10 protein-coding genes are annotated in these 15755 nt (G+C 70.6%); 9 read left to right on the forward strand and 1 reads right to left on the reverse strand.

Translation table 11 applies throughout. The features are described 5' to 3' along the window. The first annotated feature begins 25 nt into the window (after positions 1–25). The 3 genes from K3769_RS20365 (at position 26) to K3769_RS20375 (ending at position 5814) form a co-directional block, all read left to right on the forward strand. Positions 26–1939, forward strand: a complete 1914-nt coding sequence (locus K3769_RS20365) for an AMP-dependent synthetase/ligase (RefSeq protein ID WP_267027829.1) — start codon at positions 26–28, stop codon at positions 1937–1939. 61 nt (positions 1940–2000) lie between these two features. Beyond that, positions 2001–2609, forward strand: a complete 609-nt coding sequence (locus K3769_RS20370; RefSeq protein ID WP_267027830.1) for a hypothetical protein — start codon at positions 2001–2003, stop codon at positions 2607–2609. A 193-nt stretch (positions 2610–2802) separates the two neighbouring features. Continuing rightward, entirely contained in the window at positions 2803–5814 is a 3012-nt protein-coding gene (locus tag K3769_RS20375; protein ID WP_267027831.1) for a glycosyl hydrolase, read from the forward strand. A 118-nt stretch (positions 5815–5932) separates the two neighbouring features. Here K3769_RS20375 and K3769_RS20380 read toward each other — a convergent pair whose 3' ends face one another. Further along, a complete protein-coding gene (locus K3769_RS20380; protein WP_267027832.1) occupies positions 5933–6445 on the reverse strand; it encodes a pep a2 in 513 nt (170 codons plus the stop codon). 311 nt (positions 6446–6756) lie between these two features. On the opposite strand from K3769_RS20380, the gene K3769_RS20385 reads away from it, so the two are divergent. The 6 genes from K3769_RS20385 to K3769_RS20410 all read left to right on the forward strand — a co-directional run bounded on the left by K3769_RS20385 (position 6757) and on the right by K3769_RS20410 (position 15729). After that, a complete protein-coding gene (locus K3769_RS20385) occupies positions 6757–7047 on the forward strand; it encodes a DUF5133 domain-containing protein (RefSeq protein WP_267031466.1) in 291 nt (96 codons plus the stop codon). A 69-nt stretch (positions 7048–7116) separates the two neighbouring features. Then, complete coding sequence (locus K3769_RS20390; RefSeq protein WP_267027833.1) at positions 7117–9165, forward strand: alpha-1,4-glucan--maltose-1-phosphate maltosyltransferase; 2049 nt, start codon at positions 7117–7119, stop codon at positions 9163–9165. Beyond that, positions 9162–10895: a maltose alpha-D-glucosyltransferase gene (gene treS, locus K3769_RS20395; RefSeq protein WP_267027834.1), complete on the forward strand. Its 1734-nt coding sequence runs from the start codon at positions 9162–9164 to the stop codon at positions 10893–10895. Before K3769_RS20390 ends, treS begins: the two co-directional genes overlap by 4 nt. 14 nt (positions 10896–10909) lie before the next feature. After that, on the forward strand, positions 10910–12328 hold the full coding sequence (locus K3769_RS20400; protein WP_267027835.1) for a maltokinase N-terminal cap-like domain-containing protein: 1419 nt from the start codon (positions 10910–10912) through the stop codon (positions 12326–12328). A gap of 128 nt (positions 12329–12456) precedes the next feature. Then, on the forward strand, positions 12457–14619 hold the full coding sequence (gene glgB, locus K3769_RS20405) for a 1,4-alpha-glucan branching enzyme (RefSeq protein WP_267031467.1): 2163 nt from the start codon (positions 12457–12459) through the stop codon (positions 14617–14619). A gap of 207 nt (positions 14620–14826) precedes the next feature. Further along, on the forward strand, positions 14827–15729 hold the full coding sequence (locus K3769_RS20410; RefSeq protein WP_267027836.1) for a Gfo/Idh/MocA family protein: 903 nt from the start codon (positions 14827–14829) through the stop codon (positions 15727–15729). Positions 15730–15755 lie beyond the last annotated feature (26 nt).

Here is a 15755-nt window from a genome sequence, read left to right on the forward strand (position 1 = left end):
CTCTGAGGAGATTCTGGAGCGGCACATGCACCCCTTGGAAGTATCCAGACAGGCCTCGCCCCTGATGCAGGGAGGGCTCGCGGACAGTCTCTTCGAGACAGCCGAACGCGATCCCTTCCTGCCACAACTGGCACGCCGCTCCGACACCTCTCCCGCAGCCTGGTCGCAGGTCACCGCGATCGAGCTGCGGGACCAGGTGGTGGACGTGGCACGGGGCTTCATCGCGGCCGGGATCTTCCCCGGCCACCGGGTGGCCGTCATGGCACGCACCCGCTACGAGTGGACGGTGCTCAGCTACGCCCTGTGGACGGTGGGCGCCGAGATCGTCCCGATCTACCCGACCTCCTCGCACGAGCAGGTCGCGTGGATCCTCAAGGACGCGGGCTGCGTCGCCGTGGTGGTGGAGGACGAGCAGGGCATCATGACGGTCGGCTCGGTGTGCGCCACGCTGCCCGCCCTGCGGCACGTCTGGCAGCTCGACGCCGGGGCGCTGGCGGACCTGGCCGAGGCGGGCCTGTCGGTGCCGGTCACCACGGTCGAGTCGATGCGCCGGATCGTGCTGCCGGACTCGACGGCCGTCATCGCCTACACCTCGGGCACGACGGGGCATCCCAAGGGCTGCGCACTGAGCCACAGCAGCCTGGCGAGCCCGTGCGACACCCTGCTGGCCGGATGGGGGCACACCGCCGCGCCGCCCGGGCAGCAGCCGGCCGTCCTGGCCTTCCTGCCCTTCTCACACGTGTACGGCCTCATGATCCAGGGGCTGTGCATGCGCGGCGGGATCCTCATGGGCCACGAACCCGATCTGCGCGCGCAGACACTGGTCGACTCCCTGCTGTCGTTCCGGCCCACCTATGTCTACGCGGTGCCGTTCGTCTTCGAGAAGTTGTTCAAGAACTTCCTGCGCAAGGCCGAGGAGGCGGGCAAGGGCGCCCTGTTCGAGCGTGCCGTCCGTACCGCGCAGGAGTTCGCGGCGGCGGCCGAGCGGCAGCGGCTGGGCACCGGTGCGGGCCCCGGCCTCGATCTGCGGCTGCAGCACGCCGTCTACGAGAAGACGGTGTACCGCAAGCTGCGGGCGGCCCTCGGCGGCAGGGTCTGCGGGGCCGTCTCGGGCGGCTCGCCCCTTAACCGTGACCTGGCCCTGTTCTACGCGGGCATCGGCATCTTCGTGCACGACGGTTACGGGCTCACGGAGACGAGCGGCGGCATCACGGCCCAGCCCGTCGGCCGGGAGAAGTTCGGCACGGTGGGACAGCCGCTGCCCGACACGGACATCCATGTGGCCGAGGACGGGGAGATCCTCGTCCGGGGGCCGTCGGTGTTCCAGGGCTATGTCAACGACGAGGAGGGCAACCGGGCCGCGCTGTACAACGGCTGGCTGGCCACCGGTGACATCGGCAGGCTCGACGAACAGGGCTATCTGAGCATCACCGGCCGCAAGAAGGACATCGTGATCACGAGCGGCGGCAAGAGTGTCGCCCCCGCCGCTCTCGAAGAGCGTCTGCGGGTCCATCCGCTGGTCCACCAGGCGGTCGTCGTGGGGGACAACCGGCCGTGTGTGGGGGCCCTGATCACCCTCGACCCCGAGTACCTCGCCCACTGGCGCTCGGTGCACGCGGTGCCGGGTGACGCCCACGACCGCGAACTGCGCGAGGAGCACGCCCTGCGGGAGGAGATCAACCGTGCCGTCGGCGCGGCCAACTCCACCGTGTCGCGCTCGGAGTCCATCCGGGTGTACCGGGTGCTGCCGGAGGCGTTCGACCTGGCCAACGGGCTGCTCACGCCATCGATGAAGCTGCGCAGGGACGCCATCGCGGAGCGGTACGCGGCCGAGATCGAGGCGATGTACCAGTCGTCGTCGCGCACTCCCCGGGCCCTGCCGCCCGCGCCCGCCAACGATCCCCTCAGCTGGGACGAGTCGGACAACGTCTTCGGGTGATCCGGCGCCGGCACCTCGTGCCACGCGCCGGGAGCCGGGAGCCGGGAGCCTGGGGAGACACATGCGACGAGTACAGGGCGCCCACTGGTCGCTCCGGGCGGCGACGGCGGCAGCGGCGGCGCTCCTGATCTGCACCGCCGCCTGCGGGAGCACGGACGCGGGCGCCGGCGGCGAGGGCACGGGGGAATCCCGCAGCGCCTCACCCGCCCCGTCGCACGCCCGCTTCGTCGCGGACATCCCGTGGTCAGACGGCGGGCGCGTGGGCATGTACTACGCGGCCGGGCGCGGGCTGATGGAGCAGCACAAGAACACCGCGGGCGGACCGTGGAGCAGGCCCCGTCTGGTGTACGCGACGGAGGGTGACGCCTGCCAGAGCATCACGCTCAAGGCCTTCGGCGACACGGTCACGGCGATCGCCGACTGGGGTGTGTACTGCGCGGACGGCGAACCGCCGACGGAGTCGGTCGCGGCGGTGGGTACGAGGAAACTGGCGGCCTGGGACACCAAGTCGACCGAGGACTTCGACGGCTGGGAGAAGGCCGCGTCCGTGCCCGGCACCGAGGACCTGCTGTTCACGAGATCGTCCACCGAGTGGCTCACGCGCCTGCGCTGGAGCCCGACGGGCGGCTTCGGCGAGGTCGAGGACATCCGCCGCGGGAATCCGTCCTAAGACTGCGCCGACCGCCTCCGACCACGTCTCGTGACCGTGCGCGGGAGAATTTGTGTCGTACGCGCTTCTTGACGCCTCTTGATCGAGCGACTTACTTTCGCAGCGTCGCAGCGATTAAAACGATTCAACTCCCCGGGCCCTTCAGGGGGTCCTCTTTGTGCTGCCCTCCGAGCTCCAAGAGTGGACAAGAACCATGAACGACCACACCGCAGTTCCCCGGGCGGGTCTCCCGCGCCGTACCGTCCTCGCCGCGGCGGCGGCCACGGCAGCCGCCGCCGGCGTCCTCGACCGGGCGGCGCCCGGCAGCGCCTCGGCCGCCACCGCGGGAGCCACCGGCTCCTCCGCCCCGCGTTTCGCCGACCCGGGCCGCGCGGTGCGCCCGAAGTTCCGCTGGTGGTGGCCCGACGGCCTGGTGCAGCCGGACGAGATCAGACGGGAGATCGACCAGATCGCCGACGCGGGCTTCGGCGGTGCCGAGATAGCCGCCGTCCACCACAGCGTCAGCGACACCTCCTCCCTGGACACGGCCCGCCGCGGCTGGGGAACCGCCGCCTGGGTCGCGGGAGTCGAGGCCGCGCTGAGCCAGGCCGCCCGTCGCGGTCTCACCGTGGACCTCACCGTCGGGCCCAGCTGGCCCGCCGCCGTACCCGGCATCACCCCCGACAGCGACGCGGCCGTCAAGGAACTGGCCCACGGAGCGGCCACCCTGGCTCCGGGCGCCTCGTTCTCCGGCCCCGTCCCCGAGCCCGTGCACGAGGCCGCGCCGGGTGTGACCGCGCGGCGGCTGCTCCTGGTGCAGGCGGCCCGGGTGAACACCGCGAACTCCACCCGTAAGGAGACCGGCCTCGACCTGGACTCGGTGCGCGACCTCACCTCCACCGTCACCGGCGGCGCCCTCGACTGGACCGCGCCCGACGACGGCACCTGGGTGGTGATCTCGTACTGGGTACGCGGCTCGGGCCAGACCCCGGAGGCCGGACCGCACACCGACCCGCCCGCCTACGTCGTCGACCACTTCAGCGCGGCCGGCACGCGCGCGGTGACCGACTTCTGGGAGAAGCACATCCTCACGAAGTCCGTCCGCCGACTGCTGAAGGTCTCCGGCGGCGCGCTCTTCGAGGACTCCATCGAGCTGGAGACCGACGGACTGCAGTGGACACCGGGCCTGCCCGACGCGTTCCGCGACCACACCGGCCGCTCCCTGCTGCCGCTGCTGCCCGCCCTGGTCCTGGACAACAGCAACCAGGTGTACGCCTTCGAGGCCGCCGTCACCCGCCAGATCCGGCACGACTTCTGGGAGACGGTCTCCACCCTCTTCAACAAGCACCACGTCACGGCACTGCGCACCTGGGCCCACTCGCTCGGTCTGCAACTGCGGTCGCAGCCCTACGGGTTGCAGACCGACGCCATCGCCTCGGCCGCGATCCTCGACATCCCCGAGGGCGAGTCACTGGGCTTCAAGAACCTCGACGACTACCGCTGCCTGGCCGGCGGCCGTGACATGGCCGGGAACACGGTGCTCTCGTGCGAGGCCGGCGCCTACGCGGGCGGCGCGTACAGCACCACCTGGCAGAGGTTCCTGCGCACCATGGGCGGCGCCTATGCCGCCGGGGTCAACCAGACGGTCGTCCACGGCTTCTCCTACGCCGAGTTCCCCGGCGTCAAGTGGCCCGGATACGCGGCCTTCACCCCGTACAAGGGTGTGGCCGGGTACGGCGAGTCCTGGGGTCCCAGACATCCCACCTGGAAGCACGTCTCCGACGTCTCCGGCTACCTCGGCCGGGTCCACCAGGTGCTGCAGACCGGCAGGGCCAAGGCGGACGTGGCGGTGTTCCGGCAGACCGGCTACACGGCCACCGGCATCGGCGCGTCCTGGTTCACCTCGACGGGCGTCACCCTCGGCTGGAGCCACCAGTTCCTCAGCGGCCCGCTCCTCGACCTGCCCTCCGCCGTCGTGCGCAAGGGACGGCTCGCACCGGACGGCCCCGCGTACAAGGCCCTGTTCGTCGAGGGCGACTTCTTCTACGGGTCCACGGTGACGCTCGCCCTGCGGGACGCGCGCGCCCTGCTGCGGTTCAGCCGGGCCGGACTGCCGATCGTGCTGCTCGGCGCCTGGGACACGGTGGTGCCGCCGGGGCTCCCGGACACCGGCGAGAGCGCCGAACTGCAGTCCGTGGTCAAGGAGTTGCTGGCCCGGCCGCTGGTCCGCACGGTCACCGACAAGACCCTGGTCGGCGACGCGCTCACCGCGCTCGGAGTGCGGCCCGACGTCACGTACGCGAGTGCGTCGACCCTCCTCAACGCGCACCGGGTGGCCGACGGCGTCGACTACTACTATCTGTGCAACGGCAAGCACGCCGAGACGGTCAAGCCGGCGGTCGCCGCGATCGACCACGAGGTCACCCTGCACCGCACCACGGCCAAGGGTGTGCCGTACCTGCTGGATCCGTGGACCGGGAAGGCGGAGCGCGTCGCCCGCTACACCGAGGACGGCGACTCGGTCACCGTGCGGGTCACCCTTCAGCCCGCGGAGACCCTCGTCGTGGCCATCGGCAGGCCGGGGCTCTTCGGTGACCGCAACGGCTCCCGCCCGTACGCCGTCGCCGGCGAGGCCGAGGAGGTGCGCTTCACCGACGCGGGTCTCACCGTCCGGGCCACGGCCTCGGGCACGTACCGGACCTCGCTCTCCAGGGGACGCGCCGTCAGCGTCACGCTGAAGGACATCCCGGAGCCGATGGAACTGACGTCATGGCGTCTGAGGGTGCAGGACTGGCGGCCCGGGGCCTCGGCGACCAGGACCACCGTCGTCGAGCACGAGTTGACACTGGACGCGCTGGTGCCCTGGTCGCAGATCCCCGAACTGGCGGACGTCTCGGGCATCGGCCGCTACCGCGCCACCGTCACGCTCGGCCGCGGCTGGACCGGCGGGCACGGCGCACGTCTGGAGCTGGGCTCGGTCACGGACACCTGCCGGGTCACGGTCAACGGCCACCGGCTCGACCCGGTCGACCAGATCCACCCCGTGGTGGACCTCGGCGGCCTGCTCGAACGCGGTACGAACACCATCGAGGTCGAGGTGGCCACCCCGCTCGCCAACCGCCTGCGGGTCAGCGACCCGGCCGTGTACGGCGGCCTGACCCGGGCGGCGTACGGCCTCCTGGGTCCGGTGCGACTGGTCCCGTACGGGGAGGTCCGGATCGCCTGATCGGGTCAACGGCCGACCGGGGCCGCGTATACGGCGTCCGGTCGGCCCGACCCCCGCGTACGGCAGGACACCGGCCCGTGACCACCGGGGGAGGCGGTCGCGGGCCGATGTGTCGTCACTACTCGGGCGCCGCACCCACGAGCGGCGCTTCGGGCACCGGCGCCGCCAGGACCGGTACCGGCAGCTCGCGGGGCGCGTGCCGGGCTTCGCGCAGGCTGGGCGCGGGTGCGGTCGGGACCAGCGGGGCGCGCTCCATGGCGCGGGCCCGGCGGGAGAACCAGACGATCCGTCCGCCGTCGCCCGTGGCACAGCACCCCCAGCCGTCGCTCAGCGCGGCGACACGGGCCAGCCATCCCCGCGTCGCGGACTCCGGGTGGGACTTCCCGTCGATGTCCGCGATGGCGGTGATCAGGTGCTGGCCGTTCCACCACATCTCCAGCGTGGTGTTCTTGTCCGTCGCGTGGGCGTCGATCGTCCGCAGCAGCAGCTCGGCGCAGTGACAGACGGGCTCGACGAGGTTCTCCAGGTTCCAGTACCGGAGGTGGGCGGCCAGAATGCGGCTGACCTGATCGACCCGCTCCGGACTGACCTCCACGTCGAGGTGGTAGTAGCAGGGGACTACGGTCTTCATCGTCGTTGGCTCCTCACCGGCAACCGGCGAAGCTCTCGCTCCTCATCTCGCCCCGGCGGGACGGGCTCCGACAGCGGAGCGTGAGCAGTGATCGCTTCTGAGTCATTCCCAGCGTGCGAGCGGTACTCCATTCGTGCAACCGGAGCGCCGACCCGATGTCGTTGAAACGACAACAGGACGTTGGGTGGCCGCACGTGCACCATGAGTGAGGGTGTCGGCCGCAGCAGTCGGCCGGCGCCTCCGCGTGCACGGTCCTTACGCACAACCGGGCGAACCGTGCGCATCCGAGGGAATGGAAGGTGACCAGTGAGATGCTGCTGCCTGCCAAAGACGAGGTCGCCAGGCTGCTGGAGCGCTACCGGGCCTGGGAACGCATGATGCTCGCGGCCCCCGCCGACCATGGCGCGCGAGGCAATTTCGAGGACACGGGCTACACGCTCTGCGTCCTCATGGGCAAACGCTGCGCACGTGAGGCCGTGCAGGCCGCAGAGCGCTATGTGTCGGCCACTTCGGCCCGGCGCCGCGAACGGGCCAGGTACGGCCCGCCGATCGGCGCGATTCCAGGGCATTCCGACGGACTCGCGGTGAGCCCCGCGACCTAGGAACACATGCCCTTCGCCCCGTGGGCGACCACGGACCGGACAAGGACCTCGACGACGGAGATGAATCACATGACCGAGAACCCGGCCGGCGGCCACGTCCCCCCTGTTGGCCGCACGACCGTCGTTCCGATCGGCCGCGTCCCCGTCGTCGATGTCCGTCCGGCCGTCGACCGCGGCAACCGCCCCGCGAAGGCGGTGGTGGGTGAGACCTTCCAGGTCACCGCCACGCTGTTCGGCGAGGGCCATGACGTGGTCGGCGCGAACGTCGTGCTGCGCGGCCCCGACGGGCGCACCGGCCCGTGGACTCCCCTGCGGGAACTGGCCCCCGGTACGGACCGCTGGGGCGCCGACGTCACGCCCACGGCCGTGGGCGAGTGGACCTACTGGGTGGAGGCGTGGTCGGACCCCGTCTCCGCCTGGCGCCGGTCGGCCCGCATAAAGATCCCGGCCGGCCTCGACGTGGGCCTGGTCCTGGAGGAGGGTGCCGCGTTGTACGAGCGGGCCGCCTCCGGAGTGCCGCACGACGCCGGCCGCGCCGCGGTCCTGACCGCCGCGAACGCCCTGCGCGACGATTCCCGGCCCCCGTCCGCCCGTCTCGCCGCCGCCCTGACCCCGGACGTGGACGCGGCACTCGCCGACCACCCGCTGCGGGAACGGATCACCCGGTCGGCCGCGCTCCCCCTGTTGGTGGAACGGGAGCGGGCTCTTTTCGGTTCCTGGTACGAGTTCTTCCCGCGCTCTGAGGGCGCGGAGGTCGAGCCCGGAAAGCCACCGGTCAGCGGTACGTTCAAGACGGCGGCCCGGCGGCTGCCCGCGATCGCCGCCATGGGTTTCGACGTCGTCTACCTGCCGCCGATCCACCCCATCGGCACGACCTTCCGGAAAGGCCCCAACAACAACCTCTCGGCACATCGCGAGGATGTCGGGGTGCCGTGGGCGATCGGCTCACCGGAGGGCGGGCACGACGCCGTCCACCCCGACCTCGGCACGATCGACGACTTCGACGCGTTCGTGCGCACCGCGACCGCTCTGAAACTCGAAGTCGCCCTTGATTTCGCCCTCCAGTGCTCCCCGGACCACCCGTGGGTGGAGAAGCACCCGGAATGGTTCCAGCACCGGGCGGACGGCACGATCGCATACGCGGAGAACCCGCCGAAGAAGTACCAGGACATCTATCCGATCGCCTTCGACGAGGACATGCCGGGCCTGATCGAGGAAACACTCGGCATTCTGCGGTTCTGGATGGGCCACGGGGTGCGGATCTTCCGCGTGGACAATCCGCATACGAAACCGGTCATGTTCTGGGAGGAAGTGATCGGGGAGATCAATCGCACCGATCCCGATGTGATCTTCCTGGCCGAGGCGTTCACCCGCCCGGCGATGATGCACACGCTCGGCGCGATCGGTTTCCAGCAGTCCTACACCTATTTCACCTGGCGCAACACCAAAGAGGAACTCACCGAATACCTCACCGAACTCTCCGGTGACGCCGCCGCCCACATGCGGCCCAACTTCTTCGTCAACACCCCCGACATCCTCACGGAGTTCCTGCAGCACGGCGGCCGGCCCGCTTTCGAGATCCGGGCCGTACTGGCGGCGACACTCTCGCCCACCTGGGGGATGTACGCGGGATACGAGCTGTGCGAGAACACCGCGGCGAGGGCCGGCACCGAGGACTATCTCGACTCGGAGAAATACCAGCTCCGGCCACGGGACTGGGAATCAGCCGAACGGGCGGGCACCTCCCTCGCTCCGCTCATCGGTTCGCTGAACAGGATCCGGCGGGCCCACCCCGCGCTGCGCCGGCTCCGCAACCTCCACTTCCACCGGGCCGACAACGACGCCGTGATCGCGTACAGCAAACGCGAGGGCACCGACACGGTTCTGGTGGTCGTGAACCTCGACCCCCACCACACCCAGGAAGCCACGGTCTCGTTGGACATGCCACGACTCGGCCTCGACTGGCACGACTCACTCCCGGTGCGCGACGAGCTCTCCGGCGAGATCTACCCCTGGGGCAGGACCAACTACGTACGCCTGACGCCCGGCGACCGGGCCGCACACGTACTGACCGTCCTGCGACCGTCCTCACCGCCCACCGGAGGGTCACCCACATGACCGTCAACGAACCCGTCGAAGACAAGTTCGAAGACACCCCCGCCAAGGACCGCGACCCCGAATGGTTCAAACGCGCCGTCTTCTACGAAGTCCTCGTCCGCTCCTTCCAGGACAGCAACGGCGACGGCATCGGCGACCTCAAAGGCCTCACCGCCAAACTCGACTACCTCCAATGGCTCGGCGTCGACTGCCTCTGGCTGCCCCCCTTCTTCAAATCCCCCCTCCGCGACGGCGGCTACGACGTCTCCGACTACACCGCCGTCCTCCCCGAATTCGGCGACCTCGCCGACTTCGTCGAATTCGTCGACGCCGCCCACCAACGCGGCATGCGCGTCATCATCGACTTCGTCATGAACCACACCAGCGACCAGCACCCCTGGTTCCAGGCCTCCCGCAACGACCCCACCGGCCCCTACGGCGACTACTACATGTGGGCCGACGACGACCAGCAATACGCCGACGCCCGCATCATCTTCGTCGACACCGAAGCCTCCAACTGGACCTTCGACCCCATCCGCAAGCAGTACTACTTCCACCGCTTCTTCTCCCACCAACCCGACCTCAACTTCGAAAACCCCGCCGTCGTCGAAGAAATCATCTCCGCCCTCCGCTTCTGGCTCGACCTCGGCATCGACGGCTTCCGCCTCGACGCCGTCCCCTACCTCTTCGCCGAAGAGGGCACCGACTGCGAAAACCTCCCCGCCACCCACCAGATCCTCAAACAAGTCCGCGCCGAAATCGACGCCCACTACCCCGACACCGTCCTCCTCGCCGAAGCCAACCAATGGCCCGAAGACGTCGTCGACTACTTCGGCGACTACACCGCCGGCGGCGACGAATGCCACATGGCATTCCACTTCCCCGTCATGCCCCGCATCTTCATGGCCGTCCGCCGCGAATCCCGCTACCCCGTATCAGAAATCCTCGCGAAAACCCCCGCCATCCCCTCCGGCTGCCAATGGGGCATCTTCCTCCGCAACCACGACGAGCTCACCCTCGAAATGGTCACCGACGAAGAACGCGACTACATGTACGCCGAATACGCCAAAGACCCCCGCATGCGCGCCAACATCGGCATCCGCCGCCGCCTGGCCACCCTCCTCGACAACGACCGCAACCAGATCGAACTCTTCACCGCACTCCTGCTCTCCCTGCCCGGCTCACCGATCCTCTACTACGGCGACGAGATCGGCATGGGCGACAACATCTGGCTCGGCGACCGCGACGCCGTACGCACCCCCATGCAGTGGACCCCCGACCGCAACGCCGGCTTCTCCTCCTGCGACCCCGGACGCCTCTACCTCCCCACGATCATGGACCCCGTCCACGGCTACCAGGTCACCAACGTCGAAGCCTCCATGAGCAACCCCTCCAGCCTGCTCCACTGGACCCGCCGCATGATCGAAATCCGCAAACAGAACCCCGCCTTCGGCCTGGGCACCTACACCGAACTCCCCTCCTCCAACCCCGCCGTCATCGCCTTCCTGCGCGAATACAAGGACGACCTCGTCCTGTGCGTCCACAACTTCTCCCGCTTCGCCCAGCCCACCGAACTCGACCTCCAGACCTTCAACGGACGCCACCCCGTCGAACTCATCGGCGGCGTCCGCTTCCCCGCCATCGGCGAACTCCCCTACCTCCTCACCCTCGCCGGCCACGGCTTCTACTGGTTCCGCCTCCGCAAGGACGCCACTCCACTCACCGGTCGCCGATTGACGGTGTGCTCCTGAAAGGACGGGTCGACATGCGCAAGGTCGTAGCACCCCGCCCCAGCGGCCACAGTCCTGCCCACCTGCTGACATCGCTCGCCGACCTGCTCCAGGCGTGGCTGCCCGAGCAACGCTGGTTCGCGGGCAGGGGCAGACGGGTCACGGACCTCTCCCTGCTCTCGGTGACCGAGCTGCATCCGGCGTGCCTGCACCTCCTGGTCGGCACCGGGGACGGTTCCTCGCCGTCCCGGCCCGGGGACTGCTACCAACTGCTCCTCGGGGTCGGGGAGGTCCTGCCTCCCCGGCTGGAGCACGCGCGCATCGGACGCGCGAGCCGCGGGCCGCTGGCCGGTCTGACCGTGTACGACGCCCTCCAGGAACCGCGGTCGGCGGACCTGCTCCTGGAGCGGCTGCGCACGCCGGGCACGGCGGGCCCGCTGCGGTTCGAGCGGGACGCGAAGGTGGCGATCCCCGCCGGTCTGACACCGCGTCTCCTCGACGCCGAGCAGTCCAACACCAGCCTGGTGTACGGGGACGCGTACATCCTCAAGATCTTCCGGCGGGTCCGGCCCGGCATCAACCCGGACCTGGAGGTGCCCTGGGCCCTGGCCCGCCAGGGCTGCACGCGGGTACCGGCCCCCGTGGCGTGGTTCCGTACCTCGGAGCCGCAGCCCGCGACGCTCGGCGTGCTCCAGCCGTTCCTGCCGGACGCCGTCGACGGCTGGACCCTGGCACTCGGAGCGCTCACCGCGGGCCGGGACTTCCGGGACGAGGCGTACGAGCTGGGGCGCGCGACCGCCGAGGTGCACCTCGCGCTGGCCGCCGCGTTCGCCCTCGGCGCGCCGACCGCGGACGGGAACGGACGACTCGCGGCGGCCATGATCGAGCGCCTGGACACGACGAGCCGTTCGGTGCCGCAGCTGCTGCCGTACGTGGCCGGGCTGCGGGGCGCCTTCGACGAGCTGGCCGCCCTCGACTCGGGTCGTCCGGTGCAGCGGATCCACGGCGATCTGCACCTCGGTCAGGTGCTGTGGTCCAAGGAACGCTGGTCCGTCATCGACTTCGAGGGCGAGCCGGCCCGGCCCATCGCCGAACGCCGGCAGCCGCAGTCCCCCGTACGCGATGTCGCGGGCATGCTGCGGTCCTTCGACTACGCCGCCCGCAGCCGCCGTCCGTGGCGTCCGGAGTGGGCACTCCGCTGCCGTGACGCCTACTGCGCCGGTTACGCCGTACAGGCGCGGTGGGATCCGCGTGCGCAGCGCGAGCTGCTGCGGGCGCACGAGACCGACCGGGCCGTGTACGAGGCCCTGTACGAGGCACGGCACCGGCCCGACTGGCTGCCCGTGCCGATGGCGGCGATCGCCCGGCTCGCCGAGCACGCCCCGTCCCCGTCCGGCGGTCCGCACACGCCGGTCCCTTCCTTCCATTCCTTCCACAGCGCTCAAGGAGGCTGAAAACCGTGGCAGCCCGCGATATCTCCGTACCCCTGACCCCGCCGCAGTCCGAGGACGTCCGGCCCGTCGAGGCCGGTCCGTGCGAACCGGGGCCGGGGGGACCCGGCGGGCGACCGCCGGTGTCCTCGATGGAGGTGGCGGACCGGGAGCGGCTGCTGTCGGGGACCCATCACGATCCGCACGCGCTGCTCGGGGCGCATCCGGTGGCGGAGGGTGTCATGGTCCGCGCGCTGCGGCCGTTCGCCGAGTCCGTGGCGGTGGCGCTGCCGGACGGGCTGCGGATGCTGCTGGACAGCGAGGGCGGTGGTCTGTTCTCCGGGGTGCTGCCCCTCGACGCGGTTCCCGAGTACACGTTGGTGGTCAGATACGCGGGCGGTGTCGAGCTGGAGGTGGAGGATCCGTACCGCTTCCTGCCCGCGCTCGGTGAGCTGGATCTGCATCTCGTGCGCGAGGGCCGGCACGAGCAGCTGTGGCGGGCCCTCGGCGCCGAGCCGATGGAGCACCAGGGTGTGGCGGGGACCCGCTTCACGGTGTGGGCGCCGAACGCGCAAGGGGTGCGGGTCGCCGGTGACTTCACGTTCTGGGACGGCACGCAGTTCCCGATGCGCTCGCTGGGCGCGGCCGGGGTGTGGGAGCTGTTCCTGCCCGGTGTCGGTGAGGGTGCGCGGTACAAGTTCGAGATCACGTCCCGGCACGGCGACCGGTTCCTGAAGGCGGACCCGATGGCCCGCCGCGCCGAGGTACCGCCGGACACGGCGTCCGTCGTCACCGCCTCGCACTACGAGTGGAACGACGGGCGGTGGATGGAGCAGCGCGGTGACACTCCGGTGCACGAGGCGCCGTTCTCCGTGTACGAGGTCCATCTCGCTTCCTGGCGACCGGGCCTGACGTATCGTCAGCTGGCGGAGGAGCTGCCCGCGTACGTCAACGACCTCGGTTTCACCCATGTCGAGCTGATGCCGGTCGCCGAGCATCCCTTCGGCGGCTCGTGGGGCTACCAGGTCACCGGTTTCTACGCGCCCACCTCACGGCTCGGCACCCCGGACGACTTCAGGTACCTCGTCGACGCGCTGCACCGGGCCGGTATCGGCGTGATCATGGACTGGGTGCCCGCGCACTTCCCGAAGGACGACTGGGCGCTCGGCCGCTTCGACGGGGAGCCGCTGTACGAGCCCGGGGACGACCGGCGGGCCGAGCACCCGGACTGGGGCACGTACGAGTTCGACTACGGCCGTGTGGAGGTGCGCAACTTCCTCGTCGCCAACGCCGTGTACTGGTGCGAGGAGTTCCACATCGACGGGCTGCGCGTCGACGCGGTGGCCTCCATGCTCTACCTCGACTACTCCCGTGACTCCGGTCAGTGGACGCCGAACGTCTTCGGCGGCCGGGAGGACCTCGACGCGATGGCCTTCCTCCAGGAGATGAACGCGACGCTGTACCGGCGGGTGCCGGGGATCGTGACCATCGCGGAGGAGTCGACCGCCTGGAACGGCGTGACCCGGCCGACCAGCGACGGCGGCCTCGGCTTCGGGCTGAAGTGGAACATGGGCTGGATGCACGACTCGCTGGAGTACATCAAGCACGAGCCCGTGCACCGCAAGTACCACCACGACGAGATGACGTTCTCGATGGTGTACGCGTACAGCGAGAACTACGTCCTGCCGATCTCGCACGACGAGGTCGTGCACGGCAAGCAGGCGCTGGTGTCGAAGATGCCCGGCGACTGGTGGCAGCGGCGCGCCACCCACCGCGCCTACCTGGGCTTCATGTGGGCCCATCCCGGCAAGCAACTGCTCTTCATGGGGCAGGAGTTCGCCCAGGGCGCCGAGTGGTCCGAGGCGCACGGGCCCGACTGGGGCCTGCTGGATCCCGGGTACGGGGCGGAGGCCGACCACCGGGGCGTACGTGACCTCGTGCGCGAGCTGAACCGTCAGTACCTGGCGGCCGGTGCGCTCTGGGAGCGGGACACCGATCCCGCCGGGTTCGCGTGGGTCGACGGTGGTGCGGCGGAGGACAACGTCTTCGCGTTCCTGCGCTTCGCGGCGGACGGGGCGCCGCTGCTCGCGGTCTCCAACTTCTCGCCGGTGGTGCGGGACGAGTATCGGCTCGGGGTGCCTGATGACGTGCCTGTCTGGGGGGAGGTTCTGAATACGGACGCGGGGCGGTATGGCGGGGGTGGTGTCTCCAACGCCGGTCCCGTGAAGCCGGAGGCGGTGGCGTGGCACGGTCGCGCGGCCAGCATCCGTCTGACCCTCCCGCCGCTCGCGACGATCTGGCTGCGTCCGGCGTAGGCCCCGATTCCTTCGCCCCCGCCGCCCCTACCCGTTCCCGACAACGGCTCAGGGGCTCCGCCCCCGAACCCCCGCTCCTCAAACGCCGGAGGGGCTGAATCACCCAGGGGCGCGGGGAACTGCGCGACCAGCCCCACCGCGCCCGCGGGCTCAGGTCGTTGCTACGGTCGCCGCTTCCGGCAATGAACCCGCGCAGATTGGACTCCCGTGGCCGACAACGTCTCCTCCTGGCCCCACTCCCCCGTCAAGGTCGGCCTGGTCGGCGCCGGTCCCTGGGCGCGTGGCGTGCACGCGCCCGTACTCGCCGCCGGGCCCGAGACGGAGCTGACGGCGGTGTGGGCGCGGCGTCCCGTAGCGGCGCAGGAGACCGCCGAGCCGTACGGAGCCGTCGCCGTGGCGCGTTTCGAGGAGCTGCTCGACCGGTGCGAGGCGGTGGCCTTCGCGGTGCCGCCGGACATTCAGGCGGACCTCGCCGCGCGGGCGGCCAAGGCGGGCAAGGCCCTGCTGCTGGAGAAGCCGATCGGCCTCGACGTACCGTCCGCGCGGCGGCTCGTCGACGCGATCGACGAGGCGGGTGTCGTCTCGCAGGTGGTCCTGACCAACCGCTATCACCCCGTCGCGCAGGAGTTCATACGGGCCGCGCGGGACATCGAGGTGTCGGGCGCCCGCTCGGCCGGGCTGAGCGGCGCCTTCCTCGGCGGTGACTTCGCGACCCCCTGGCGTCTTGAGCACGGTGCGCTGCTGGATATCGGGCCCCACATCCTCGACCTGCTGGACGCCGCCGTCGGCCCCGTCGTGCGGGTCCGCGGCACCGGCGATCCGCGTCGGTGGGTGGAGCTCACCTGCGAGCACGAGAGCGGCGCGGTCAGCCAGGCCTCACTGTCCGGTTCGGTCGCCGTGGACCCCGGGATCATGCGGGTCGAGCTGTTCGGCCCCCGCTCCGGCCTTGTGTACGACAACGCGGACCTCGACCACGACGAGTGCTGGCCGGTCCTGCGCCAGGCCTTCGCCTCGGCGGTGCGCACGGGGGTGTCCGGCGAGCTGGACGCCCGCCGCGGCCTGTACCTCCAGGAACTGATCGCGCAGGCCGCGGCGGGCGTCCAGGGCTAGGGTCCCCCCCCGGGGGCCTCAGCCCC

It is taken from the genome of Streptomyces ortus (assembly GCF_026341275.1).
Lineage (GTDB): Bacteria > Actinomycetota > Actinomycetes > Streptomycetales > Streptomycetaceae > Streptomyces > Streptomyces ortus.